The sequence below is a fragment of the Candidatus Edwardsbacteria bacterium genome, from assembly GCA_018821925.1.
Classification (GTDB): Bacteria; Edwardsbacteria; AC1; order AC1; family EtOH8; genus UBA2226.
The window spans coordinates 13,769-40,343 of record JAHJLF010000049.1 but is presented as its reverse complement, the minus strand read 5'-3'; the positions used below and the strand labels follow the sequence as shown (position 1 = coordinate 40,343).

The 26,575-nt window shown below is 50.3% G+C and carries 18 protein-coding genes, 4 tRNA genes and 1 riboswitch; of the genes, 11 read left to right on the top strand and 11 right to left on the bottom strand.

The window, feature by feature from the left end; all coding sequences use genetic code 11:
* Positions 1 to 649 precede the first annotated feature (649 nt).
* Positions 650 to 1,555, bottom strand: a complete 906-nt coding sequence (locus tag KJ869_05380; GenBank protein ID MBU1576621.1) for a hypothetical protein — start codon at positions 1,553 to 1,555, stop codon at positions 650 to 652.
* A 248-nt stretch (positions 1,556 to 1,803) separates the two neighbouring features.
* On the opposite strand from KJ869_05380, the gene KJ869_05375 reads away from it, so the two are divergent.
* From KJ869_05375 to KJ869_05325, 11 genes are all read left to right on the top strand, one after another.
* Positions 1,804 to 1,880, top strand: a tRNA-Arg gene (locus KJ869_05375).
* A gap of 7 nt (positions 1,881 to 1,887) precedes the next feature.
* Positions 1,888 to 2,358 (top strand): tRNA adenosine(34) deaminase TadA, encoded by a 471-nt coding sequence (gene tadA / locus KJ869_05370; GenBank protein ID MBU1576620.1) that lies wholly within the window; start codon positions 1,888 to 1,890, stop codon positions 2,356 to 2,358.
* Between the two features lie 32 nt (positions 2,359 to 2,390).
* Positions 2,391 to 2,483, top strand: a tRNA-Ser gene (locus KJ869_05365).
* Positions 2,484 to 2,568: 85 nt separating this feature from the next.
* Positions 2,569 to 2,767, top strand: a riboswitch (cobalamin riboswitch).
* 90 nt (positions 2,768 to 2,857) lie between these two features.
* The gene (locus KJ869_05360; protein MBU1576619.1) at positions 2,858 to 3,757 is read left to right on the top strand and encodes a cobalamin-binding protein; all 900 of its coding nucleotides are present in this window, start codon (positions 2,858 to 2,860) and stop codon (positions 3,755 to 3,757) included.
* Positions 3,747 to 4,712 (top strand): iron ABC transporter permease, encoded by a 966-nt coding sequence (locus tag KJ869_05355; protein MBU1576618.1) that lies wholly within the window; start codon positions 3,747 to 3,749, stop codon positions 4,710 to 4,712. The genes KJ869_05360 and KJ869_05355 overlap by 11 nt, the downstream gene beginning before the upstream one ends.
* A complete protein-coding gene (locus KJ869_05350) occupies positions 4,685 to 5,473 on the top strand; it encodes a heme ABC transporter ATP-binding protein (protein ID MBU1576617.1) in 789 nt (262 codons plus the stop codon). Before KJ869_05355 ends, KJ869_05350 begins: the two co-directional genes overlap by 28 nt.
* A 23-nt stretch (positions 5,474 to 5,496) precedes the next feature.
* Positions 5,497 to 5,691: a winged helix-turn-helix domain-containing protein gene (locus tag KJ869_05345; protein MBU1576616.1), complete on the top strand. Its 195-nt coding sequence runs from the start codon at positions 5,497 to 5,499 to the stop codon at positions 5,689 to 5,691.
* A gap of 19 nt (positions 5,692 to 5,710) precedes the next feature.
* Positions 5,711 to 7,696: a TonB-dependent receptor gene (locus KJ869_05340; protein MBU1576615.1), complete on the top strand. Its 1,986-nt coding sequence runs from the start codon at positions 5,711 to 5,713 to the stop codon at positions 7,694 to 7,696.
* An 87-nt stretch (positions 7,697 to 7,783) separates the two neighbouring features.
* Positions 7,784 to 8,422 carry a phosphoribosylglycinamide formyltransferase gene (locus tag KJ869_05335; protein ID MBU1576614.1) on the top strand — a complete coding sequence of 213 codons (639 nt, stop codon included), beginning with the start codon at positions 7,784 to 7,786 and terminating at the stop codon, positions 8,420 to 8,422.
* 1 nt (position 8,423) lies between these two features.
* Positions 8,424 to 9,983, top strand: a complete 1,560-nt coding sequence (gene lnt, locus KJ869_05330) for an apolipoprotein N-acyltransferase (protein ID MBU1576613.1) — start codon at positions 8,424 to 8,426, stop codon at positions 9,981 to 9,983.
* A 116-nt stretch (positions 9,984 to 10,099) separates the two neighbouring features.
* Positions 10,100 to 10,921, top strand: a complete 822-nt coding sequence (locus KJ869_05325) for an energy transducer TonB (GenBank protein MBU1576612.1) — start codon at positions 10,100 to 10,102, stop codon at positions 10,919 to 10,921.
* Positions 10,922 to 10,983: 62 nt separating this feature from the next.
* Here the strand turns inward: KJ869_05325 and KJ869_05320 are convergent, their stop codons facing one another.
* The 10 genes from KJ869_05320 to KJ869_05275 form a co-directional block, all read right to left on the bottom strand.
* Positions 10,984 to 11,607, bottom strand: a complete 624-nt coding sequence (locus KJ869_05320) for a zf-HC2 domain-containing protein (protein MBU1576611.1) — start codon at positions 11,605 to 11,607, stop codon at positions 10,984 to 10,986.
* A complete protein-coding gene (locus KJ869_05315) occupies positions 11,604 to 12,140 on the bottom strand; it encodes a sigma-70 family RNA polymerase sigma factor (protein ID MBU1576610.1) in 537 nt (178 codons plus the stop codon). The genes KJ869_05320 and KJ869_05315 overlap by 4 nt, the downstream gene beginning before the upstream one ends.
* A 101-nt stretch (positions 12,141 to 12,241) precedes the next feature.
* Positions 12,242 to 12,335: transfer RNA gene (locus KJ869_05310), tRNA-Ser, on the bottom strand.
* A 213-nt stretch (positions 12,336 to 12,548) separates the two neighbouring features.
* Positions 12,549 to 12,636, bottom strand: a tRNA-Ser gene (locus tag KJ869_05305).
* Positions 12,637 to 12,791: 155 nt separating this feature from the next.
* Positions 12,792 to 15,614, bottom strand: coding sequence for a PD-(D/E)XK nuclease family protein (locus KJ869_05300; GenBank protein MBU1576609.1), 2,823 nt, complete (start codon positions 15,612 to 15,614; stop codon positions 12,792 to 12,794).
* Positions 15,611 to 18,778: a UvrD-helicase domain-containing protein gene (locus KJ869_05295; protein ID MBU1576608.1), complete on the bottom strand. Its 3,168-nt coding sequence runs from the start codon at positions 18,776 to 18,778 to the stop codon at positions 15,611 to 15,613. Before KJ869_05295 ends, KJ869_05300 begins: the two co-directional genes overlap by 4 nt.
* Before the next feature lie 252 nt (positions 18,779 to 19,030).
* On the bottom strand, positions 19,031 to 21,637 hold the full coding sequence (locus KJ869_05290; protein MBU1576607.1) for a M28 family peptidase: 2,607 nt from the start codon (positions 21,635 to 21,637) through the stop codon (positions 19,031 to 19,033).
* A gap of 68 nt (positions 21,638 to 21,705) precedes the next feature.
* Complete coding sequence (locus KJ869_05285) at positions 21,706 to 24,324, bottom strand: M20/M25/M40 family metallo-hydrolase (protein ID MBU1576606.1); 2,619 nt, start codon at positions 24,322 to 24,324, stop codon at positions 21,706 to 21,708.
* 66 nt (positions 24,325 to 24,390) lie between these two features.
* A complete protein-coding gene (gene htpX / locus KJ869_05280; protein ID MBU1576605.1) occupies positions 24,391 to 25,245 on the bottom strand; it encodes a zinc metalloprotease HtpX in 855 nt (284 codons plus the stop codon).
* A gap of 15 nt (positions 25,246 to 25,260) precedes the next feature.
* Complete coding sequence (locus KJ869_05275) at positions 25,261 to 26,556, bottom strand: hypothetical protein (GenBank protein ID MBU1576604.1); 1,296 nt, start codon at positions 26,554 to 26,556, stop codon at positions 25,261 to 25,263.
* Between the last annotated feature and the right edge of the window lie 19 nt (positions 26,557 to 26,575).

Sequence of the window (26,575 nt, the reverse complement as noted above, 5' to 3'; positions counted from 1 at the left end):
TATTTAATTATGTGTCAAGCAAAATTCAATTGTATATGATTGAACCGATATAGCTATTACTTGCCAAAAAAGAATTTAATATATCAAGCAAAACTATAGATGTTTAATTTTACTTTCTTTTTAATTTTCAATGAAAACATCGTTAATCATGATATAACATAATAACATCCTAATAAAATATATCATACTCTCATTATATTCATTTTGTCAACATAAAAGAATAGCCCGGTATTGAAGCCGGATTATTCCACTTTTAAATAGATTCAATTTATTCTCAGCTCCCCGTAAATGCTCCTGGAGAAATGTAAGTGTCTTATGGATCATATATTCCTTTCTTTTACCTTTCTTATTTTTTAAAACCAAGCCTCGCCCCTCATCCTAAGGAGGGGCGTTTGTGCCAAATTTGTGCCATGTTTGAAGCAATACTGGTATAAATAAACAAAGCCCACAAAATTAACAAAATACTATAACCCCCGAATTGATAAGCTGTTTTTATGAACTCCTTGAAATCACAATTCTTCTATAAAAGGCCCAGATTTGACTCTTAATCAGCGGGTCAAAGGTTCGAGTCCTTTATGGCGCACCAGTTTGATAAAAGAAGCCGTTACTAACCGTAACGGCTTCTTTTATTCTTGTCCGATTTTCATTATTATTGAGAGAATTGACTTTTTACCCACTGGGCGATCTTTGAGGTATCCGCCATCTTATCCCTCCAGCCCTTATCTCGATACATCACTCCATCATGTCGGATGGTAACGGCATCATCCAGCGATTTCAGTTGTTTGTGGGCTGGGTATTTCTCAAAAAAGAAGAAGGGATAATTGTGCCTGTCGTCGAAACAGACCATCTCATCCCGGTTGAGCATATTCAGCACCGCCCCAGCCAGGGCCGTCTGGTGCAGGAAGATGTTTTTTTTAATATCCTTTTTGCTTTCATCCTGATAGAATGGATCGGAATATAGCTTTTCATAGAATACCGGCCATTTTCGCAGGATCCCCCGATCGGGCCGGACTATCAGTATCCCGGCATTGAAATATGCCCTTATCTGCTCGTTATCCACCGGCGTGGTTACGGGAAAGATCGCTTCCGGCTTTACGGAGAGTTTAGCGTACAATCGTGACCAGAATTCGTCGGGCGGCTGATTATAGGCCGAACCGATCAGTTTGAGCATCACCGGCCGCCAGCCGAAGCAAACCCCGTCTTTTATAAGAAAATCCTTCGGCTCCCGGACGATGACATTATCGGCATCCAGCCAGGCCAGTACCTTAAAATTCCCGGCGGCGGCCCCTTCGGCATTGCCGGCGGCGAAGGTCTTGCCGGAATAATAGTAATCCATGGCCGCTTCGGGAGTGGCGGATGTCCGCACCTTGATATTCAGCGGCGCTGACCTATCGCCGATCTTCCCCGCCAGTTCGGGTGATTCGGCCGGAAGGTATAGCCAGAATGGCGCCTCTTTCATATCTCCGCCAAAAGTGCGCAGGCTCCTGGCCAGCACCAGAGCCTGTTCCAGTTCGGATTCATCCTGGGCAAAGGTGGCAAAAACGATATTCTCCATAGTTTTCCTCCCATGGGCTGTGATGATAAGCGTATACATCAAGAGAGATGACAGCAGGAATATTTTAGGACTTATTTTCATAGGTCTCTTTTCCTGGCTGTAAAATGATCTTTATCCTTTGTTTAATATACTATAAAATCTTTAATTTGACAAACATTAATTTCAAAACAAATTAGTATGCCGGAATATCATCTTTATCAAACATCTTGACTTGAATGCCATTTAATGGTTATAATTGCCATTGAAGTGCGCCCGTAGCCCAACTGGATAGAGCAACGGACTACGAATCCGTAGGTTAGAGGTTCGAATCCTCTCGGGCGTACCATTTTATTATGCAAAAGAAACATAGCGATACATATTTCATGCAACGGGCCCTGAAGCTGGCCCAAAAGGCGGCCCTGAACAATGAAGTCCCGGTGGGGGCCGTGGTCGTTCATGATTATAAGATCATCGGAAGAGGCTGGAATCAGGTGGAAGCTCAAAAAGACGCCTCCCGGCATGCCGAGCTTATTGCCCTCAAGCAGGCTGCTAAAAAACTGGGCCGCTGGCGGCTGACCGGCTGCACTCTGTATGTAACTTTAGAGCCTTGCTCCATGTGCGCCGGAGCCATGGTGCTGGCCCGCATTGACCGGCTGGCCTTTGCGGCTTCGGATTCCAAGGCCGGGGCCTGCGGCTCGGTTTTCAATATCGTCGAGGATAAGCGCCTCAACCACCGGATCAAGGTGGAGCGGGCCGTAATGGACAAAGAGGCCTCGCAGCTATTAAAAGATTTCTTTAAAAAACGCCGTTCTCAAAACCCCTGAAATCTGTTATCCAAATACCATTATCTACAAGCGGAGAGTTGGCCGAGCGGCTGAAGGCGCACGACTCGAAATCGTGTATTCCGTGATGAACGGGATCCGGGGTTCAAATCCCTGACTCTCCGCCAGACTACGCCCAAATGGGCAAAATAATCAGCAGGCTGCATCTGGCAGCCCAATTTTAGTATCCTTGACATAATTTAATATTTCTTATATAATCTCGTTTGTTAAGGTGCTCCCTAATTTAAGGGAGATAATCGGGAATCCCGTGCTCTGAATTTTTTAGAAAATCGGGAGCTGCCCCGCAACTGTAAGCCCAAATAATGGATATAAGCATAATGCCACTGTTACCACGGGAAGGCGCTTATGATCCGGGCAAGCCAGGAGACCGGCCTTGACACAATATTTACCGGACCTTCGAGGGAAAAGGTCGGGCTTGATTTGTTTTAAGGTCAAGGCTCGAATCTTTTCATAAGGTTCGAGTCTTTTAAATTGGGGGTGTATGAAAAAAACCTTTCTGTTTATCATAACGACATTCTTTTTTATAAGCTGTAGTCAAAAGGAACCCCAACAGCTTTATTCTGGTGAAAAATTAACCGTAACCGACGATATCGGCCGGACAGTTACATTATCAAAAACTCCCGTCAGGGTGATCTCCTTCGCTCCCAATGTGACGGAAATGATCTACGCCCTGCACGCCGAGGACAAGCTGGTCGGCATCACGGCTTGGTGCAATTATCCCCCGCAGACCAAGGAAAAAGAAATAGTTGGCGACGCTACCACCGCCAATCTGGAGAGGATCCTGGCTTTAAAACCCGACCTGACTGTCATTGTGGGAACGAAGAATACTCCTATCCTGGCCAAACTGGAGGCACTGAAAATCCCGGTGGTGGTTTTAAATCCGGTCAGCATTGATGATATCTTCCGAGACATCAAACTTCTTTCAGTGGTTTTAAACAAACAAGCGGTGGCCGATTCCCTGCTGATTGATATCGGAACAGCCCTGAGAGAAATAAAATCTTCCCTGGAGGTGATCCCGCAGGGCAAAAGGCCCAAGGTATATGCCGAGATTTCGTCACAGCCGTTGATGACCGCCGGCAACATGGGTTTGGTAGGGCTGCTGATTGAACAGGCCGGAGGTGAAAATATCGTTTCGGATATCGGCCAGGATTATGCTGTCATCAACCCGGAGATCGTCATTCAACGACGGCCGGATATTGTATTGATACTCCATCCCCAGACCGATAAAAAACGATTATCTGAAAGGATCGGCTGGCAGAACATCCCGGCGGTCAAGAATAAAAAAGTGTTCGACGACCTGGATCTGGATATTGTCCTGCGGGCCGGGCCCCGTTCTGTTATGGGATTAAAAGAGCTGAATAGAATATTTTATGAGAAGTAAGCATTTAGTCTGGCTGTCGCCGCTGATACTTTTCCTGGCAGTTTTAGCCGGTCTTTCCTTTGGCCCTGGTGGATTCGGACTGTTCGTCAGCCCGGAGATAGCCTCCATCCGGCTGCCACGGGTATTGCTGGGCGCCCTGGTGGGGATGGGCCTGGCCGTTTCCGGCACCGCCCTGCAGGCGGTTTTGGGCAATGCCCTGGCCGAACCATATCTGCTGGGGGTTTCCGGCGGAGCGGCCTGCGGCATGGCTTTGGCATTGATCCTGGGTCTATCGTCCGGTCTTGTCGGTGCTTTCACATTGCAGTTATTCTCCTTCTCCTTCGGAGTGGCCGCCATCTTTTTGGTCTACCGGCTGGCCCGGGTCCACGGGCGGCTTCCTTCAGAGACCATGATATTATCCGGCGTGGTGGTCAATGCCTTTTTCTCCGGCCTGATAATGCTGCTGATGTCCCTGGCCGGAAGGCAGCTACAGGATATGATCTACATTTTAATGGGCAATCTGGGGATCCTGTTTACCCGGGACACGGTCTTCCTGCTAGCCATCGCCTCGGTGTTGGTGGTGGCGGGGTCTATCTATCTGTGGATCCAGTCGAAAAACCTGAACTTGCTGACCCTGGGGGAGGCCCAGGCCCAGAGCATGGGGGTTCCGGTGGAACGGCTGAAAAAATCTGTGTTCTTTATCATCGCCCTGATGGTGGCAGCGCTGGTTTCCCTGGCCGGAGTGATAGGCTTTATCGGGTTGATGGTACCCCATCTGGGAAGGATGATTTCGGGGCCGGACAATAAAAGGCTGCTGCCTGTTTCCGGACTGTTGGGCGCCAGCCTGTTGATCCTCTCGGACACTCTGGCCAGAAGCTTCGGAAATTTTGAAATCCCGGTTGGCGTCATTACCGCCCTTTTGGGCGTACCGTTTTTCATTTTCCTGTTATGGAGAAAAAAATCACAGAAGATATGATAGCTATAAACCATCTGACATACCGCTACGGCCCGATTACGGCCCTTCGCGATATCAGCCTACAGGCCGCTTCGGGAGAGATGATAGGGCTGATCGGGCCCAACGGCTCCGGCAAAAGCACTTTGTTATCTTGCCTGGCCGGATTAAGGGGTAATTTCCCCGGCCGGATAACTATCGGAGGAAAGGATATTGCCGGATATAATTCACAGGCTCTGGCCCGTATGGTTGCAGTTGTTTTTCAAGACAATTTCTTTCCCTTCGATTTTACCGCCTACGAAATAGTGGCCATGGGTAGGAGCCCGTTCCTCAAAGCCCTGCAGGATGAAACAATCGGGGATCATAGGATCATTGAGGAGGCGATGCGGCAGAGTGACTGCTATCAGCTAAAGGATCGCCCGATCACCGAACTTTCGGGCGGCGAGCGGCAACGGGTAATATTGGCCCGGGCCTTGGCCCAGCAGCCCAAAGTGTTATTAATGGATGAACCCACCAATCACCTGGACCTCAAGCATCAGCGCCTGATCCTGGGAACGGCCAGAAAGTTGAGCTCCGAAATCGGGGTTCTGGTAATAGCTGTTCTGCACGACCTGAACCTGGCCGCCAGTTTTTGCGACCGGATAATATTACTGCATCAAGGGGCCATCGCCGCTGACAACCCGCCCAACGAAGTGCTGAACGCAACCATCCTAACGCCGGTTTATGAAACCGATATCGATATCGTTTTGCATCCCAGAACCAATAGACCACAAATTCTTATTTAAAAGGAGGAAATTTCATGTGGGAAATGAATATCGGCAAAAATGCCGGAACAATCTGGCACGAATTGAATGCCAAAGGCGAGCAGAATATCAGCGCTTTAAAAAGAAGCACCAAGCTTGACGATAAAAACCTTTACCTGGCCCTGGGCTGGCTGGCAAAGGAGAACAAAATAAAGTTCGCTCAGAAACAAAGACAGATCATGATCGGTTTGACCGGATAATAAATATTAAGGAGAATAGATGCTAACCGCCTTGATGCTTAGCCTGATCTTGGCAGCCTCCCATGGGGACTCTCTAAGGGGCCCAAACGCCCCCGGCAACGACCCCAATGTATCCCTTGATACTTTGTCCGGGGATGGAATAATCAAACCGGCTGCATTGTCCGATAGCATCCCGGTTTTTACCTTAAAAGGTATAGTGGTGACCGCCACCAGGACTCCTCTGGCCCAGTTGGTGGCCCCAGCCAGCGTTTCCATCATTCAGGCAGATTCCATGGATCCATCCAGAGGGGCAGTGACAGCCTTCTCGCAGGTATCGGGGGGCAATGTGGGGATTACCGGGGGGCTGGGCAGCGTGGCATCATTCAACATCAGGGGCTCGTCTTCCGAACAGGTCCTTTTTCTGCTAAATGGCATGCCTTTGAACTCGGCATTGACCGGGGGCTACGACCTTAATAAGATAACCGGCAACATAAAACGGATCGAGGTGGTCAAGGGACCGGCCTCAGCTCTTTACGGGGCCAATGCCCTGGCCGGAGTGGTCAATATAATAACCATTGACGACGCCCCTGAAAAGCCTTATTCCAAGATAACCTATCAATACGGGAAGCATAAACAGCAGACAATGTCGGCCATCCTTTCCCGGCAGTTGAACCGGTTTTTGAGCATCTCCCTTTCGGCTGATTGGAAAAGCACCGACGGAGAACGACCCAATTCCGATTACAGCGGCAGTAATTATTTTTTGGGCGCCACCGCAACGCCGATAAACCTTTTAAAGGTCGGCCTGGAATACCACTCATACCAGTCGATGAGCGGGTCGCCGGGGAGCCTTATATATGGCGCCACCTTGCATGACCGGATGTTAGACGACCAGCAGGATTTTTACGCCAATATTTCTTATTCCGATCTTGTTAAGATAAAGTTCGGACAAAGCATGGTGGATAATATTTTCTACAGTTACGATTATAATTCCAGCACCAGAAATTTCTCCAGACAGAACAATGCAGATGTTCAATTTAATTATGGCTTCCGGCAAAAATTCAATGTGGTCTTTGGGGGCGCCTATCAGCAAGTAACGAGCGAAAGCGATAATTCCGGAGATCACAATATTGATCAGTACTCGGCCTTTATAAATCAGGAGGTCAAACCATTATCGCCCTGGCTGGTCGTTGCCGGTGTGAGGTACGACAAGAATTCATCTTATCCACGCCAAATTTCACCTTCGATTTCTTCCAGTTGGCAATTAACCAAGCAGTACGCTTTATATGCCACTTACGGCATAGCCTATCGCGCACCTACTGTCAATGAATTGTATTGGTATTCAGTTTATAATTCCCCCTGGGACGTATCTATTTATTCCGGCAATGACACACTAAACCCCGAAAAAAGCAACCAGTATGAGATCGGCTACAAGCAGGAGAACGCTTCGTATAATAGTTCCATCTGTTTATACCAACGCAACACCACAGACCTTATTAATTGGAATCAGACAACTTTCATCCTCCCCGATACTTTTTTTACTCAAACAGCCAACCTTACCGAAGTTAAAACAACCGGTTTTGAAATTAACGGTGGGGCATCGCTGCTGAAATATTTTGTCCTAAATGCCAGCTATAATTATTGTTTGGCAAAAGTAGTAGATGTTTCTGCTAAATTTCAATTCGGCTTTTCAGATAGCAACCGGGAGTTGAATTACACTCCGGCCAATTCCGCCAACCTGTCATTTGCTGTTAAGGGTTACCCCATCACAGACCATCTCTCGCTCAGCTGGCAGTTAAACACCCAGTACAAGGACCGCCAGCTGGCCAGCCACCCCGATGAATTTAATCCGGGATCCGAACTGCCGCGTTATTTCGTTTCCGGCCAAACGCTGTCGTTGAAGATCAGGGATGCGCTTTTGTTCTACAAGATCGACAACCTGTTCAACGCCGAATACCAGGTGCGGGCCGGATATCCCATGCCCCGCAGGAGCTATGCTTTCGGCATATCCATGGAGCTTTGGAACTGATCGTTTGATTTTTAACCACAAAAAGCCCGATCCACCTCGGGCTTTTTATATTTGACAACCGCCATCACTTAGTATAAAATCCTTTATATGGATGATAAATTGAAATTAGCCTGCCTGGCCTCCGGCGGCGGAACCAATCTCCAGGCCATAATTGATAATATCGAATCCGGCCGGCTTGATGCCCGGATAGTGGCCGTCATCTCCAACGTTCCCGGTGCCGGCGCTTTGGAAAGGGCACAAAAGCACGGCATTCCCTGGTTCGTCGTCAATAATAAAGACTATCCCACCCGCGAACTTTTTGACCGGGAGTTGTCCGCCATTATTGACCGCCAGAAAGCCCAATTGATCTGCCTTTGCGGGTTTTTGCGCATTTTTAGTCCGTTTTTCATAGACCACTATCCCAACCGCATTATCAATATCCATCCCGCCCTGCTGCCGGCCTTTGGCGGCAAGGGATTTTACGGCCACAAGGTGCATCAGGCCGTGCTGGCCTCCGGGGAAAAAGTATCGGGCTGTACGGTTCACTTTGTGGACAAAGAGGTGGACCACGGCCCCATCATCCTGCAGAGAACAGTGCCGGTGCTGCCGGAGGACACTCCGAACACCCTGGCAGCCAGGGTGCTGAAAGAGGAGCACATCGCCTATTCCCAGGCCATATCTATGATCGCCCATGGCAAATTAGAGACCGCCGGAAACAAAGCAACCCCCTTAAAAGCACAGAACTAAGATGCGACGCAGTTTTATTTTAGCTTCCATTACCAGTCTTTTATTATTCCTTATATTCCCCCTCTTTTCCCTGTGGCCCCTGGCATTTGTCTCATTGATCCCCTTGTATTTCGGCATTGAAAATCTCTCTGTTCGCAGAGCGTTTCTTGTTGCCTGGCTGAGCGGATTTTTCTTCTTCTGCGGCCTGCTTCATTGGATAGTGTTCAACCCTGCGGTGGAGAGCTGGGTCAAGCCACTGTTATACTTGGGAGTGGTTTTAATCGCAGCCTATCTTTCCCTTTTCTTTGCCGCTTCTTTTTCTCTAGCCAAATGGTTGTCTGGCAGATTAAATATACCGTTTTGGTGGGCGGCCCCATTCGGCCTGGTGCTGTTCGATTTCCTCCGCAGCCACGGCATCCTGGGTTTCCCCTGGGGCTCATTGGGCTATAGCCTGGCCAGGTGGACCAGCGCCATTCAGATGGCCTCTTTTACCGGGGTATACGGGATTACTTTCTGGATCGTTCTGATGAACGGGCTGATTTATTGGCTTATAAAATATTTCATCGCTAACCGGCCCTTCCGGTTGACCACCCCGGCTGTTTTAAAAATATCCTTGGTGCTGCTGATCTTTGTTATGCCGCCGCTAATCGGTAAAATTATGCTATCCAGGGTAAATAAAGAGATGCGCAATGCCCCTATGCTCAACGTCTCCCTGATACAGGGAAATATAGAACAGGGGTTGCGTTGGGATCACGATTTTCGAGAATATAACTGGCAGACCTATGATTCCCTCAGCCGGCAGGCCCTAAAACAGCCGGTTGATCTGCTGGTGTGGCCGGAAACGGCCCTGCCTTTTTATCTCCGGTATGAGCCGGAATATTTTTTACGAGCCCTTTCCCTGGCCAATGATTTAAAAAGCAGCATCCTGACCGGGGTTCCGGACTTTTCCTATGAACCAAGTCAGCAAAGACAGCTTTATTATAATTCGGCCTTTTTGATACGTCCCATCTACGGATTGACCAATTCTTATGCCAAAAGCCACCTGGTGCCGTTCGGCGAAAGGTTCCCCTACAAGGATAAGATACCCTTTATCAGAAATGTTAATTTTGGCGAGGGTGAATGGACCCCGGGAGCCGACAGCATTGTTTTCGATTTGGGCGGCATAAATTTCTCCTGTATGATCTGTTTTGAATCCATCTTCCCGGAGATCGCCCGAAAACAAGTAAGCCAGGGCGCCAGGTTCCTGGTCAACATCACCAATGACGGGTGGTTCGGGCGATCCGGGGCGGCCCGCCAGCACGCCGAAATGGCCGTCTTCCGGGCGGTGGAACAGCGGCGAGCGATAGCCCGCTGCGCCAACTCCGGCATCTCCATGTTCATCCTGCCCACCGGAGAGAACATCAAACCCACCCCCCTTTATAAACAAATAATAATAACCAATGCCATCCCGCTTTTAAACACCAGAACCTTTTATCAGAAGCATGGCGATATCTTCGTTTTATTTATCCTCCTCGCCTCACTTCTCCCTATTCTTGCCCTTCTTATTAAATCATTCCTTTTTAAAAACAATCCTACTAAATGACCCAGCGGCAGAGGGCCCGGGGTAACTAAGATTTCAATATAATTTGACTTTTCAGCGATTGGCTGGGAATAAAATTCCTCCCTTTACGGTATATTGGATAAAAGGAGGAACGGAAGATGCCACACAACTATATCTGGTTATTCCCGCTGGCTGGAGTCCTGATCGGATTCGCCTTAAGCTCGGCCTTCCTGCGCTTAAAGCCTGCATTTTCAAAGGGATATACCCGGAGCAACTATGCGCCCATTGAGAGCAATGACCTGAAGCTTGGCCTGTTATTTACGGTTTACGGACTGATTTTGATTATGCTCTCTTCGGCGGGATATTCATTATATCAAAACATCCAAAATGCCAAACTTGCTTCCGACAATACCATATATGTGCCTGACAAAACAAAAATCATTATTTACCAGTTGCCTCCGCCTCCGCCTATAGATAAAAGATTTATTGATATAGATCATTCCCTGCCGAAAGCGATTGCCGCCCCGATGCCCGGCATCCCCACGCCGGTGGCTGATGCCCTGGCAACGGATGACGGCGGCTTTTCTCAAAGGGATCTAAACAACGCCCTGATTGCTAATGCTGTTAACCCCGATACCATAAAAGGACCAGTCGAATTTGTCAAGGACAACGATATCCCCGAATCCGGGATCTTCCAGGAACTGAGCAAAAAGCCAGTATTGCTCAAATCCATAAAACCTGTCTACCCTTCAATCTGCATCGCCGCCCAGGCCGAAGGCCGGGTCTACCTGAATCTGCTGCTTGACTATGACGGCCATATCATGAAGGTGGAGATCGTAAGAAGCTCCGGCAATTCGGCCCTGGACGAAGCGGCGGTGGCTGCCGCCGGGCAATTCATCTTCTCTCCGGCCCTGGCCTCCTCCGGCAAGGCGGTAAGGGTTTGGCTGGCCTATCCCATCACCTTCTCCTTGGGAAAATAGTTGCGTCAGACAACGGAAAAAGGGGAAAGCATACGCTTTCCCCTTTTTAATTTTCCCGGCGATCAACTTCCGTTGGGAATATCTATTTCTATGGCGGTGGAGATCTCCGGCGGCGGGCAGGGCGAATCATCAGCCGGCAGGAAGATGACGATGGTCTTCACCTCATACACCACGTGGGGCGCCGCAGCAACCAGCGCCATCTCCTGCCTGGCGCGTGGGGCCGCCGCCCGGGATTTCTTTTCCGGAGCCCGGGCCAGGAGCGGTTCTTCGTCTTTGACCATGCTGACGGCTTTATCAAGCTCTGTTTCCCGGGGGTTGGAGAATTCTCCGGAGTAAAACAGGTTCACGGAAATGACCAATAAAATGATCACCGAAGCCGCGGCAGCTATCGGCATTCCACCCCAGTTAAAAATTCCCCATAGGGGCGTTTTCTTCCGGGCTATCTTTCTTTGGGCGATGCCGCCGGCCACTCTGGAAGCCAAGGTGTCAAAGTATCCCTCGGGAGCCGATTGGCATTCCGCATCGGCCACGGCCTGGTCCAGGTTCTTCAATTGCGTGACCAGCCCCTGGCATTCCGGGCAATGGCTTAGATGGGCATCTACCATGGCTCGATCCCGCTGATCCAACTGCCCGTCAATATAGGCCTGCAATTGGTCCAGATCTATTTTATGTTCATTCTTATTCATATTACATCCTTCAACCTTTCCATCAGGGTCTTTCTTCCCCGGAACAGCCGGGACATTACCGTCCCCAGGGGGATTTTCAGGGCCCGGCTGATCTCTTCATAGGAAAGCTCTTTATCGACCCTTAATAAGAGGACCTCCCGCTGGTCGTTTGGCAGGCCGTCTATCTCGTTCCTGATCCTTTGGCAGGAGTCGTTCTGAATGGCATTCTCCAGAGGGTCATCGGAGTCCGACAGTTGGTGATCTTCCTCCAAGGTCACGTACCGTTGTTGTTTTTTTACCGCATCATGGCAAAGGTTTATGGTTATCCGCACCAGCCAGGTATAGAACCGGTACTGGTTATTGTAGGTTCTAAGTGAAAAATAGGCCTTGATGAATGTTTCCTGGGCCGCTTCGTCGGCCGCCGCATGGCTTCTTAGGTACCTGGCGGCAGTGGAATAGATAGCCCGCTGGTATCTTTTCACCAGCTGGCTGTAATAGGCGTCCTGGCCGGACAGCACTTTTTCTATCAGTTCTTGGTCGCTTAGTGTTTCCAAATTATATACCGTTTAAAACCATACTTTATTCCCTAATAATAAAAGGCGGAATGCTCCGCCTTTTATTGGTATTTATTTTTTGGTGTTAGCCATAAGTCTCATGGCGGAGAGGCAGGGATTTGAACCCTGGATACAGCTTTAAAACCGTATAACGGTTTAGCAAACCGTCGCCTTCGGCCACTCGGCCACCTCTCCGCATTAAACATCTAAACTAATTATACTGTTTTTTGGTCTAAAATTCAAGATGGCCCTGTCGGGCAAGCAATTCTAACTGTGATTTGATCATGAACATTCTGGCGGAAGCGAGAGGATTTTGCACCTGCGGCGCATCCGCCGTCGCCTTGTTTGCATAATTCCTGCCGGCGGAGAACCCCGTGGTCTTCAACCACTCCAGGGGTTCTTGCAAAATGGCGGAAGCGAGAGGATTTGAACCCCTGGTGCCTTGCAGCACTGCGGTTTTCAAGACCGCCGCCTTCAACCACTCGGCCACGCTTCCATCATGGCATTGCCATCTTTAATATTTAATTTTAACACCTTAATTTATTGATGTCAATCTAAATATTCATGAATTATCCCGTCGCAAGTTGGCGGGATATTAAAATGAAAGTTGTTTTACTTCTCACACAGGTTGCCGTTGAAGGATCCCGCTTCTCAACCTCCCGCTGCCTTGATCCATTGCCTGTCACAGATGATGGTATAATTGCAGTTCGGGCAGGTCGTGCTCGGATCTGGACAATCGCCTAATGGTTCGGCCGGATCAAGGATCTCGGTTATCAGGGCTTTTATCACCCGATGATACCTTTCTAACAATTCCTGGCGGGAATCGGAGGCCTCGAACAGGTTCTCCTGACAGATCGCTTTTTTTCCCAGCACCAGCAGGCCGCTGTTCAATACCTCAACCGGAACTTCCTGGTGCTTGTCCTTGTACAACAGCAGATACAACGGCAACTGCACCGATTTTACGGTCCTGTGCCAGTCTACCCGGCCATCGAGTTGAACTTTCTTGTTATTGGGCTTGGACGGGTTGGCTCCCGTCTTGTAATCCAGAATGAAGATATCTTGGCCCCTCCGGTCGACCCGGTCGACCCTTCCGTTGAGCATCACCAGGCGCCCGTCTTCCAATTTCATGCTGCCGGTCAGGGTGTCCTCGTTGCTGATGATCTCGATGTCTTTCAGGTGCTGGTCATGATACTGCAAAATGGCCTCCAGGCGGTTCTCCACCTGCATCTTGATCAGCCGGACCGGGCCGTCCAGCACCTGGCCGAATTCTTTGGCAAATGCCTTGTCGCAAATCTCCTTGATTTCTTTCCTATCACCCTTGACGATGGTCAGCTTTTTACCCTTGCATCGTTCAAAGAAATTCTCCAGTATCCCGTGGACTAGTTTGCCTATCATGCTCTGGTCCACCTCTTCTCCGGCCTCCTCCTTCTCCTTCAGCCCCATTACATAATGGTAATAAAACTGTAGCGGGCATTTCAGGTAACTGTCCAGCATAGTGGGCGAAAAACTCATGCCTGCTAGTTGCCCGATCACTTCCTGGTTCTTAGCGATGGGCCGGGGGTCGCCATGTCCGAAAATTGTCCGGAAGAACACCGGGCTTGGCCTTCCGGCCTTCGGGTCATTTGTCCTCTGTTGTTCCCGCCACATCAGGTCCTCAACAAAACGGCTCTTTTCCTGGCCGTCGCCCTCCCGGAAGAATATATGAACATCCTCCGCACCCCAAACCAGATTCTCAAAGTAATATTTCAGGATCATCTCCCGCTCCCGGTAGCCGATCAGCCCCAGCTCCTGGCGCATGGCGTGCGGCAGAAGGGTGTCCGGTGACTTTCCGGGTGGAAGTATGCCTTCGTTGGCGTCCAGCAAAAATACCTCCCGGAACTTTATGCCCCTGGTTTCCATCATCCCCAGCACCTGCAGGCAGCGGGAGCTGCTGCCTCCGAAAGGCACCGCTATGCTGCCCAGGAAGTGCTCCAGAAAGCGGAAATAGGAACCCACCCGGTCAAACCTCTGGCCGGCCAGCATTGAGTGTCGCAGGTCCTCCAGGCCGTTCAGCAGCGACTCTATGAAGGCCGAAGTATAAGGATGCCGGTTGGCCGAACCCTCGCGGGAAATGAAGGACACCAGGTTCTGAAGTTTCCCGGCAAAATCCCCGATATCGGCGATCTGGTCAAAATTCCGGAACACCACCTGGTGGATATTTGCCAGGTGTTTCCCCGCCAAGTCCCGGCTAACATCATGATTGCCTCCCACCGAGCACCTTTCGCAGAATTTTTTAACCAGTTCCTGGTCCCGCTCGATAACCTCAAGCTCGACGAACCGGGCTTGATGTTGGGTCAACTGCTCCTCTACGGTATGGGCCAGTATCCGTCCTGCCTGGACAGAATCCCCCATCTTGATATTCTTCAGATAGGGATGCAACAATAATCCCAGGTAATCCTGTAAATAATACCTGTTATCATTTTTTTGTTCCAGAGCCTGTCGCAGGGCCTTGATCATGGCGTAGATTGGGGTTCGGAACAGGGGGTAGCCCATTGATATGTTCCAATCGTCTCCCGTTAGAGGCAGGGTATGTTCCACCAATGGGAACAGGCTCTCCGGGGACGGCAGGATGATCGCCCGGCCGTCGAGTTTACCGGTGCCTTTCAGTATCTGGTTCAGCCCGAAAACCTCGCCATGAATGTCCCTGGCCCGATGATAATGCGGTTTAGCATTTGGTCCCTTTGTCTCCGGCATCTCCGGTTTTAAACCCAGGGCCTTGATTATGCCTTCGATGCCCGGCCCGTCCTGGAGCAGGATGGTAGTCTGATCCAACTTCAGCAATTCCCTGAATATCGCCTGCTCGGCCCGGGTTAGGGCATAAAACCCGGCCAAAATGATGCAGGAATATTTGCCAAGTTTCAGCCGGGCCGTTCCCTCCGAAACCCGGGCATACCGCCAGGCCCTGGTAGAAAGCCCCTCAGCTTGGATCTTGTCATAAAAGGCCCGGTACATGCCTGAAAAGTCACTGAAATCCTTTTGCATCCGGGGTGGGATCTTTTGCTCGGCCAGCGCCTGGAACGATGACAGCTGTTCGGGCCTTACCCCCTCGATATAAAGTTCGTCAAAATCGGCCTGGAGCTTGAAACCCCAGGGAGCGAATTCATCCAGACTGTAATCTTTCTTCCCGGCCCCGAAAGAGCCCCGTTCCCGGTGCAGGTCGTATAGCAGGGCCATTCCATCGGCGGGAGAGACCGGCCGGGTGATCAACCCCAGTTCATCACAGGCCCCGTCAACCCACTCATCTATTGACAAGATCTCCGGACCGGCCATGGCTTTGCCCTTCTTGGCCGCCAAAAGTTCGTAGACCGCAACGGCCGGCCTTTTGCCGGGAAAGACAAGCAGGGACTGGTCCAGATTCTCTCCCTGCTCCAGCAATATTTCAACCGCCCCGGCCACCAGGTCGCCGCCCTTGGAAAGAACTATGGTCCGGTTCATGATAATTCCTCCACTTTGGCGGTTTCGACATGGGCGATAAAGACCCTGATCTTTTTGCCGGGATAGACCTCCCCCAGGATCTCAGCATATTCCTTCATCTGCTTCCGGTGGTCGCCCTCCCGACCGGTCTTGAAATCAACCAGGGTCAGCCGCTCATCCTGGACTATCAGACGATCCATACGGTAAAGTCTTCCATCCCGGCCGATGAAATTCTTCTCCTTAGAGATATTCCTTCCTTCGTCAGTCCGGAACCATTCTTTTATCTTTTGATCTTCGAGGAATGTGGCGACATGCTGTTTCATCTCTGTGGCCTCGGCCGCGGAGAAATCAGACAGCGTTCCCTCCTTTTCCAGCCGGGCAAATACCCGCTCGACCTCTTCGTTTAATCGGCCCGATGGCTCTTCGGCAAGTTCCAGGGCCCGGTGATAAACCTCCCCCTTGCGGGTCTCATGCAGGCGATGGCTGGTCCATTTATCCCCCCTGATGTCGTCTTTCCTGGCAAAGTTTTCCGGCAGGATGATCTCGGTGGGAGACTGGGTCGCCTTGTCTCCTTTCACATCACGCTTAGCACCCTTCTCGGTTACGTCAAAAAGCCTTTTATAAAAACATTTATCACTTTTGTAAACCACCAGGTTATAAAGCTCATACTTGGCTCTGGTGCAGATCACATAAAGCAGGTTCATCTCGGCTATTTGATCATCAATGGCCTGGCGGTCAAATATTCCGCCCAGGGTGTCATTGATCTCGGCCGTCTGCTTGGTTATTCTGTAAAGCGCAAGGTCATCCCCCTCCTTGGCGTAATAAATCGATCCTTTCGAGGCCCGGGAGTCATACAACAGGTTTATTACGACGGGAAAGCCCAGACCCTTGGCCTTGTGGAAGGTCATCAGCCGGACGGCATCGCCGTATTCCGGCAGTTCCTGCTGGAACAGTTCCTGGTCCTGGCGCCCGGCTTGCTCCAGAAAATCACGGATACTGTTGGCTCCCTTGGCCTCCAGGCCGTTGACCGACTCCAGCATCTTGGCCAGAGAATCGGCCTCCTCGGCAAAATTGGCAAAGACATTCAGCGCCTTCATTGCCAGGGAGAGCAGGTCATAAAGTGGATAATAGCCCGCTTTTTGGTAGAGCGGCTCCAGGAAAACTGACCACAGCTGTCCCAGTACGGCATCACGCTTGAAACACTGGTAGAGGTATTCCCGGCTTTCCCGGCGGACGGCCAACAGGGCGTGCAGCAGTTCCGGTGTCAGGTTGATGTTTAATGATGATGCCGCACGGTTCATTATATTCCCACTGATGAAACGGTAAAATGACAGGTCATCCACCGGCGAGTCCAGGAATTTCAACAGCTCCGCCAGTTCGGCCACCACCTTGCGGTTCCGGATATCAAGCGAACTGGACGAGGCCACCGGTATGCCGGCCTTGTTCAGCCAGCCCACTGCATCCTCCAGCTGGGCATTCTTATGGGCCAGCACGGCTATGTCCCGGGGAGAATATCCCCGCGATAGGACATCCTTGATTATCGCTAAAAGATCATCCCGGCCCGGCTCCGGCGGGCCAGTCTCCTCCGTTTCGGCCGCCGGACTTTCGTCTCCATTTGTTTCCCCATCTTCGGGCTCGGAGGCCTTGGCCGGAATGTGCTTCACCAGCACATAACCCTGGGACTTTCTTTCCGGCAGGGCCTGCTGTTCATATTCAGTCAAGCCGCTGTCATCGGCGGCAAAATCCTCGGTGCCCAGCATTGCTTTCAGTTTTCCCTTAAACACACCGTTCACATAATCGACTATCACCCCCCCGCTGCGGTAGTTGTTCAATAGGGACTTGACATGGGCGCTGCCGGCCACACTGGCCGGGACCTTCTCCCCGCCCTTGGCGGATTTGGCCTCTTCCATCATCTGCCGCATAATCCTGTAGTCGGCGTTGCGGAACATGTAGATGGCCTGTTTGACGTCGCCCACCACGAACAGCGAACCCTGGCGAGACAGGGCCTCCCTAAACAGGGGATCCAGCGTCAACCACTGCATGGGCGAGGTGTCCTGAAATTCGTCTATCAGGAAATGGTTGAGCCGGGCACCCAGCCTCAGATAGACCTCGGGAATGATCTCTTCCCTAAGGTATCCGTTTAAATAACGCCCCAGATCGTTCAAGTGGACAATACCCAGTTGTTTTTGGGACCGCGCCAGGTAGGTTTTAAAATCCCCGAACAGCCGGGCATAGGCGCTGTAGTACGATGTGGCATGGGCATAGGCCAGCTGCTCGAAAACCTGTCGGAGTTCCAGCCAACGGCCCATCATTTGTTCGTAGGCCTTGTCTGCCTTTTTAGGTTTGGCAACCGGCAGGGTCCGGTTGGATATCGTCAGATCCAGAAGTTTAGATATTTCGCGGGATGACACATATTCCATGAATTTGCTTGGTTTCTTCAGCTCCAGGCCGCTTTTTTGGGCTTCAGTGATTATGCCTTCATATTCCGTTTTTATTACGATTAAGAACTGATTCACCTTGCCGGGCTCCGAATGATCGATGATGTTTCCGTACTTCTTGGCTTCTATGCCAAGAAGCACCGAGAATTCTTTAGCCATCTTTTCTTCGGGTTTCCAGGCAAAGATCGCCCCCTCGGTACGGTTTAGGGTGGAGATGAAATCATCCAGCGATCTGTCCAGGGCCTCATCCTTTCCGGACCGGCTCAGCATGTCGGCGATGGAATAATTCAGCAGGTCGGTGTAGTTGAGGGCCAGCTCTATGTCCGACGGCAGGTCAAAATCATTTATCGATGCCATGAAGATGTTTTTATCGAAGCTGTCTATGGTCTGAACCTGAAAATCGGAATAACCTTTCAGGATCCGGTCCAGCGCCGCGGCAGCCGCGGCGGGAATCTCCTTTGGTTTGATCTTTAAAACAGCTGCCGTCTGGGCCAGGGTTTCCTTGTCACTGTTCAGGGCCAGAGCTTTCAGCCAGGCAATTATCCGTTCCTTCATCTCCCGGGCGGCGTTCTTGGTGAAGGTGATGGCCAGTATATTCTGAACCTCGTTCTGGGGGATTGCCGGGGATAGCAGGAACTGGACATAGCGAAGGGTCAGGGCGTGGGTCTTGCCGGACCCGGCCGAGGCCGAGACCACCAGCAGGTGGGGAAATTTGTATTCGCTGTCTTTTATTAACACTTCGGACATTGTAACGCTCCGATTGGTTGATTTATCAATTAAGGCCTGGGGTTGATTATCTATTATCGGACAGAAAAAATCAAGAAGATAGATATCTTATATTGTCATAAAGAAAACCCCTTTGGCATATTTAGTATTTTAACACAGAGGGGCGACAAAAGCAGTTAAAAGTTGAAAAGAATATAAGATGCTGTAATATCTTTGTTGCTTAATAAAAACGGGCCGCCTTTTTAAGGGCGGCCTGTTGGTTGGCTTGTCTTTTTATTTCAGCACTATCATCTTTCGGCTTTGGGACTTGTCGCCGGTGCTTAAATAATAGATGTACACCCCGGCGCTGACCTGCTTGTTATGGTTGTCCTTCCGGTCCCAGCTGAGGGTATAGCTTCCTGCCGGCTGATCTTTGTTGACCAGTGTTTTCACCAACTGCCCGGCTATGTTATAGATATTGAGCCTGACCCGTCCAGCCTTAGGCAGCTGGTACTTTATTGAAGTCTGTTTGTTGAATGGATTGGGAGCATTTTGGAACAGATGCATTGCCGTTATCCGATTTTCTGTTTCCGGTTTCCCGTATACGCCGTTCACCTCCCCAAAATCATCCATGATCTTCTGAACCGCCGCCTTGGCCTGGGCCTGATCCATGAAGTACAGCGGGAAGCCTAGAAGGGCCGTCTGGAAGTCGCTTCCCAAATACCTCACCCCGCAGTTCTGTCCCTCAAAACTGCTTCCGTTGTTCTTCATGTCTATATCATATATCCCCTCGGCCGGAGACACCGGGGTCAGCTTCTCTATATACCGCATGGTCCCGATCCACGATGCCACCGGGACCTTGGCCGGGTCCACCGAGATATCCGAATAGCCCTGTTTGCCAACCGCCGCCTGGAACGAATCCGTCATTAGTGATCGGCTCATCTGCGATACTTTCATATAGTCATACATAAAGCTGCCGGCATAGTAATGGGCTGTATCAATATTGTTGCCGATGATATCCGCGCTGGGCTTCCAGCCGGCTACGCACAATTTGCCGCCGTGCGACAAATACAACTTCAGGTCGCTTACGCAATTGTTCAGCATGGGTGAGCTGTAGTCGTCGGCATGCCAGAAGACTGTGGAATAGGGGGCCAGGTCGATCAGGCCCGGCTTCTCACCGCTGGTCCCATACTCGTGTTCCGTGATGATGTAGCCATCCAAAAGATCACGGTAGTATTTATCCTGGGTGGTATCCCGGGGAAAGCTGCCGGCTGTCCAGTTCTGGGTCTCGTCCACCACTAAAATTCCCTTATCCAGTGTCAGCAGTACCGGAACGCCGATAGCCTCGGCGGCAATCGGGCTCTCTCTGCCATCATTGTCCACGGCTCTAACGGTAATATAACAATTAACATTTGATGTTAGCCCCGAAATTGTGTCACATAATGAGGTTGTATATTTACTGTATGCATAGGATCCGCTAGCATAACCATAATAGATATTGTATCCGTGTATCTCGGGTTCATTTAACTCTTCCCAAGCGATTTGAAGTCGTTCCCCGTCGCCCAGGTCACTAACCACGGGATTTTGAACAATTCCAGGATAATTAGTAAGAGTAGCTATCATTGCCAGCCCGGCGCCGGTAAGTTGACTACAATAAGGAATGCTTACATAATCAATGATATCCTGCATCGTATGCCAGTATGGGCTATATGGGTATTCCTTTCCCCGAGTTGCTGGGTAACCTCGTTCGAAGAAAGGATAATCGTCGCTACTGTAATATCCCGGAATAAACTGCGGAATGAGTGTGGTATAAATTTGAGCGGTTTGACCTAATAGTTCACCATATGCTTCAAACCCCGGATACCTATATATTTGAATTTCCCCATTATTGCCAACATATCCCATAACATCATTCACTAATACGCAACCAATATCCATACCTAAAGAATCAGCAACACCCGCATAATGTATGCTTCCCAATGCTCCGACCTCCTCAGCAGCGAATGCAATAAAACGTACAGTTTTTCTGGGAGGGAATAGTGCCATGATCCTGGCCATTTCCAGAGTTGCCGCCAATCCGGTGCCGTTATCGTCGGCCCCCGGAGCAGGGGTGTATATTCCGGTATAGGAATCGTAGTGCCCACCGGATATATATATCACAGAAGTATCTTTAGAACCCGGTATGGTCGCTATGACGTTAATCGATAGGTTGCTGCCGATCGAATCGTATTCCGCAGTGTAAAGAGTATCGAACTCCACAAGAGGAATACCCATGGATGTGAACCATTGGCGTATAGTGTCGGCGATGGTAAAACGATTAGATGAAAGGTAATATCTAGTACCTAAGGACTGCAAAGCGAGAATTCGATTTTGAATCGATGTGGTGTCGATAGATGAAACCATTGCCGCGATAACGGGATCGTATTGGATCTGACCGGTTGATAACAATGGTGTCGGTCTAAAAGGAAGTCCCTTTAGAGAAATTGGGGATAGTGTGATACCGGGCGCAATTATTAATCGTTCGATAGGAATTACCACATTGGCGGCTATCAACACATCATTGCCACGTTGGATGAGTATACGCCCCAAAGATCGCAAGGCCTCTGGGTCAACGGCACCATCGGATTTTAAACGGTAAAGACAAGTTTCATCCATCGTGCCAAGGCAAGTTACCCTAAGATCGCAGTTAACTAGCCGAGCATGATCCGTTTTCAAGCCAGTGATAATATAACCCGATCCAAATCTGGCGATGACTTCATATTCAGGCTTGTCTGTTCTTTGGATGAAATCACGATTATAATTTCCTTCGATATAAAAAAAACTTTGCTGACATATTGCTGGAACTGGCCAGCATAATGCCAACAGTATGGTTATGGCAATTATTAAGATATTAGTTTTCATCGTCATTCCTCATAACAATTCGATTTCTGAATTATTCTATAATAGAACTGCCATTAAGTTTTTCTCTTTTATTTTAGCACTACCATCTTCCGGCTTTGGGTATTGTCGCCAGTGCTTAAATGATAGATGTACACCCCGGCGCTGACCTGCTTGTTATTATTGTCTTTCCGGTCCCAGTTGAGGACATAAATTCCCGCCTGTTGATCTTTATTGACCAGTGTCTTCACCAACTGCCCGGCTATGTTATAGATATTGAGCCTGACCCGGCCGGCCTTCGGCAACTGGTAACTGATAACTGTAAACTTGGTAAAGGGGTTGGGAGCGTTCTGGGATAATTTGAAGTTCAAAGCCGGGATCTTGTCCTCCGGATTGCCACTCACCCCGCTAACCTCCCCAAAATCATCCATGATCTTCTGAACCGCCGCCTTGGCCTGGGCCTGATCCATGAAGTACAGCGGGAAGCCTAGAAGGGCCGTCTTGAAGTCGCTTCCCAAATACCTCACCCCGCAGTTCTGTCCCTCAAAAAGACTGCTGTCGTTTTTCATGTCTATATTGTAGATCCCTTCGGCCGGTGATACCGGCGTCAGCTTCTCTATATAACGCATGGTCCCGCCCCAGGAGACCACCGGCACCTTGGCCGGATCCACTGAGACATCCTGATAACTCAGTTTACCCACCGCTGCCTGGAACGAATCCGCCGTTAGTGATCGGCTCATTTGGGACACCTTCATGTAGTCGTACATAAAACTGCCCGCATAGTAATGAGCAGTATCAATATTGCTGCCGGTGATATCCGCGCTGGGCTTCCAGCCGGCTATACACAATTTGCCGCCGTGCGACAAATACAACTTCAGGTCGTTAACGCAGCTGTTCAACATCGGTGAGCTGTAGTCGTCGGCATGCCAGAAGACTGTGGAATAGGGGGCCAGGTTGATCAGGCCCGGCTTCTCACCGCTGGAGCCATATTCATGCTCGGTTATGGTATAGCCCTCCAGAAGATCCCGGTAATATTTGTCCTGGGTGGTATCCCGGGGGAAGCTCCCCGCCGTCCAGTTCTGGGTCTCGTCCACCACCAGGATTCCCTTATCCAGCGTCAGCAGTACCGGAACGCCGATAGCCTCGGCGGCAATCGGGCTCTCCTTCCCGTCAGTGTCAACCGCCCGGACGGTAATATAACAGTTGGCGTTTGATGTCAGCCCCGATATGGTGTCGGATAATGAAGTAGTGTATTGGTTATAGACGTAAGACCCGCTGGTATAGCCATAATAGATTTTATAGCCCGCGATGTTGGATGCCGCATTCGGGGTCCAATCCACCGCCAGTTCGGTTCCGGTTCCGATATCGCTGGCGATGACATCGGCTACCTTCTGGGGATAGTTGGCCAGCGTGCCCAAAAACCCCGTCCCAGCCTTGATAATGCTGGTAACATAGCGCATGTTCATATATGTAGTGCTGTCGTTGGTCTGGTGATAGACCGTGCTGAAAACATCCTCTTCGCTGTAGGTCACCGGAAACCCGCGAATGGAGAATTCCCAGCTATCGCTGCCGTTCAAATAAACGCTGTTGTATACCGGCACCAGATTGGTGTCGGCGGTTCGGCCGTACCATCCGGCCAGCTGTCCCAGCATGTAGGCATATTCTTCCGAGCCCGGATAAAGTTTGGAGATAAAAGTGCTGTCGTTGCCTTTATATCCGATCATATCGTAATTGAGCATGCATCCTATGTCCTTACCCTCTGCCAGAGCCTGCTGGGCATAATATTCACTGCCGAACAGACCATATTCCTCCGCATCAAAGGCAATGAACCTGACCGTGCTGTTGGGCCGGTTGCCGGGCTGGGCCAGCACCCGGGCCATCTCCATGGCCGCCACCGTGCCTGAGGCGTTATCATCAGCGCCGGGGGCTTGAGAGTATTTTATTAAAGGATCTGAATAACGTCTGTCAGAATAGGAATCGTAATGCCCCCCCACGATATAAACGACCGATGTGTCTAAAAGACCCGGTATAGTAGCGATGATATTATGCTGTTTGGGACCGAAGCCGATATTAAAGGTATCTAATATAACATCGGTAATGCCCATGTTCAGAAACTGATTCCGTATCCAACCTACCACCGAGTCATGATTGGCGGCGTCTAAAAATCTGGTGTTAAAAGATTGCAAAGCTTCTATCCGGGTGCGTACCTGGGCGGTATCCACCAGATGGGTCAGCGTCGCTATCGAGGAATCCCTGACCAGGGTTGTGCCCAGCACATAGGTATTGGCGTTGAGCCTGATCGGCTCCCCGGAGAAATTCTTGATGGTAAAAGACTCGTAGTCCTTGGCGGTTGAATGCTTGATATCGGGGGCTTCCAGCAGATAGCTTCCGTTATGGGAGAAGATGATTTTTTGGGCCGGGGCGGCGGCAGCAAAGCCTTTTCTCTGATAGGCCCACTTTAGGTTTTTCGAATCGCCCTGGTATATCTTTTCGGCATTGATGATCTTGCTGTCATTTAAAATGCTCTGCCTGTCGGACACCAGCAGCTGTTCCTCCATGGCATAAAACACCTCCCAGCCTTTGTCGGCGGCATAGCGGTAGGCATCGGTGCCGGGAGCAAGTTCGACTTTGTAGATCCCCACCGGCAGAGCGAACAGATACCCGCCTAGCAAAGAGAAAGCCAACGCAAATAACAACCCCGTTTTTTTCATCGATCGGTTTCCTTAAAAAAGTTATTGCCTCGTTTTATGAATTATACACCCCTTTTACCCTAAAAGCTACCCCCTGGCCAGGGCCCTCAGTCTGGCCACCCTTTCTTCAATGGGAGGATGGGTGGAGAACAGGCTCATCAGGCTTTTACCCGAGAGCGGATTGACGATGAACATGTGGGCCGAGGAGGGATTGGCCTGAAGGGGCCGCGCCTGCGCCCCCCTTTGCAGTTTCTCCAGGGCGCTGGCCAGGCCGGAGGGATTTCCGGCTATCCTGGCTCCCCCGGCATCGGCGTCGTATTCCCGGGTGCGGGAGATCCACATCTGCACCAGCAGGGCGGCAATCGGAGCCAATATGGCCATCAGAATGAAACCTATGGCTCCGCCACCGCTGTTTCGGTCATTGCCCCTCCCGCCGTAACCGCCGAACATGGCGGCCCAACCGGCCATCCGGGCGATCATGGTTATGGCTCCGGCAAGAGTGGCCACGATCGAGGCGATCAGGATATCGCGGTGCTGGATATGCGCCAGCTCGTGGGCGATTACCCCTTCCAGCTCCGTCCGATTAAGAAGGCTCATTATGCCCTCGGTCACCGCCACGCTGGCATGGCTGGGATTGCGCCCGGTGGCAAAGGCGTTGGGGGATGCCGAGGGAATGATAAAGACCTTGGGCATGGGTATCCCGGCCCTGGTGGCCAAACCCCGGACAATAGAGTGCAGTTCCGGGGCCTCGGCCTCGGACACCTGCTTGGCCCGATAGCTCATCAAGGCCAACTTATCGGAGAACCAGTAGGCAAAAAGATTCATCCCTCCGGCAAATATCAAGGCCATCATCATCCCCTGCCGGCCGCCCAGTTGGTCCCCGACTAAAACCAGGATAACCGTTAACCCCGTCATTAATATGATAGTTTTGAGCAAGTTCATCTTTTCTTTCTTCCTTTAAAATCGGGTCTCCATAAAAAACCCTATGGCCTGCTGTTTCAAGTTTATTGAATTATCAATATCTGTATAACTAAGACCAGTTTCATCAATATCGGTGGTTCCCGGATCATCACCATAGAATGTCTGCTGTTGTTCGCCGGTGGTGCTGACCCTTGTCATTTCAAATCCGGCCCCAACGAATATCTCCGCTTTTTTCAGGTGCCCTGCTAATATCTTGGTTGATATTGAAGCCCCCCACCCGCCACCATGGCATTGCGAAACTGCGGTTTTCTTTCTTAAAATATGGTCGTCGAAGTCGTTGACATTTGACATTGGATGCCACAATAGTTCTCCTGCGATCATTACGTTATCGGTCATCCCGATATCCAGTTTTATCCCGGCCAGGGGCAAATGATAGGATATGCGGTAGTCCAGCACATTGTAGTTCTGATAAACATCAAAAGAATAGATTTCTCCCCCGTATTCCGGCTGTTGCCAGCCATCAATCCCGAAGATATCATAAGAGCATTTAAGATAACGATACCCCAGGATAAGGGCGCCATAGATGTTATTTCCCAGATCCATGCCTATCAGCGTTTTAGCGGATATTTCATTGATGCTGGCTTTCGCGGTGGACTTGGTGGCGCTCCAAACCCATTTCTCGGTAAAAGAACCTGCTTCATATACCCCGTAATCGGAATCGACCATGGCCTCTTTGGGGTCAGTCATATACCGGGCATACAACAACTCAAAACTAAGATCTTTCTTAGGATCCTTGAAAGGATGTTTTAAGTACGAAGCTTGTACGGTTAATTTATTACCATCCAGAGGAAAGGCCAGGATGCTTTGCCAGGTTATGTATCCTTCCACTATCTCAATGTGATAATCGGTATACCCCGACATTTTTTTTAATGACAGATCGACGGCAAACGGGTTCCTGGTTGCCATTATCTTTGCCGGTGAAATCAGCCCGGCGGTACCCTTTTCCTCAAATCTAGTTATATTATTCGACGGCTGGCCCAGCAGACCCAATCCTGCCAGTTGTTCCTGACTTAGCCCCCCGCTGGCGATCCAGCTATCCTCGCCCGGAACATGTATGGTGTTATCGCTTAAAATAATCTGGGAGATAGATTTCACCGAGATATCGAAAGATTCATTTATGGTGGTGCCCTTAAGAACGAAGGTAATATCTTCCTGGCCCCACATGATTACTGTTCCATTGAATTTACTGCCTGCCAACAGATACAGTTCATCGCCCACCGCTGGAGTTGCCAGACAGGATAAGATAACAGCCCATATAGATAAATGCTTCATGTTTTTTCTCCCGAACAGT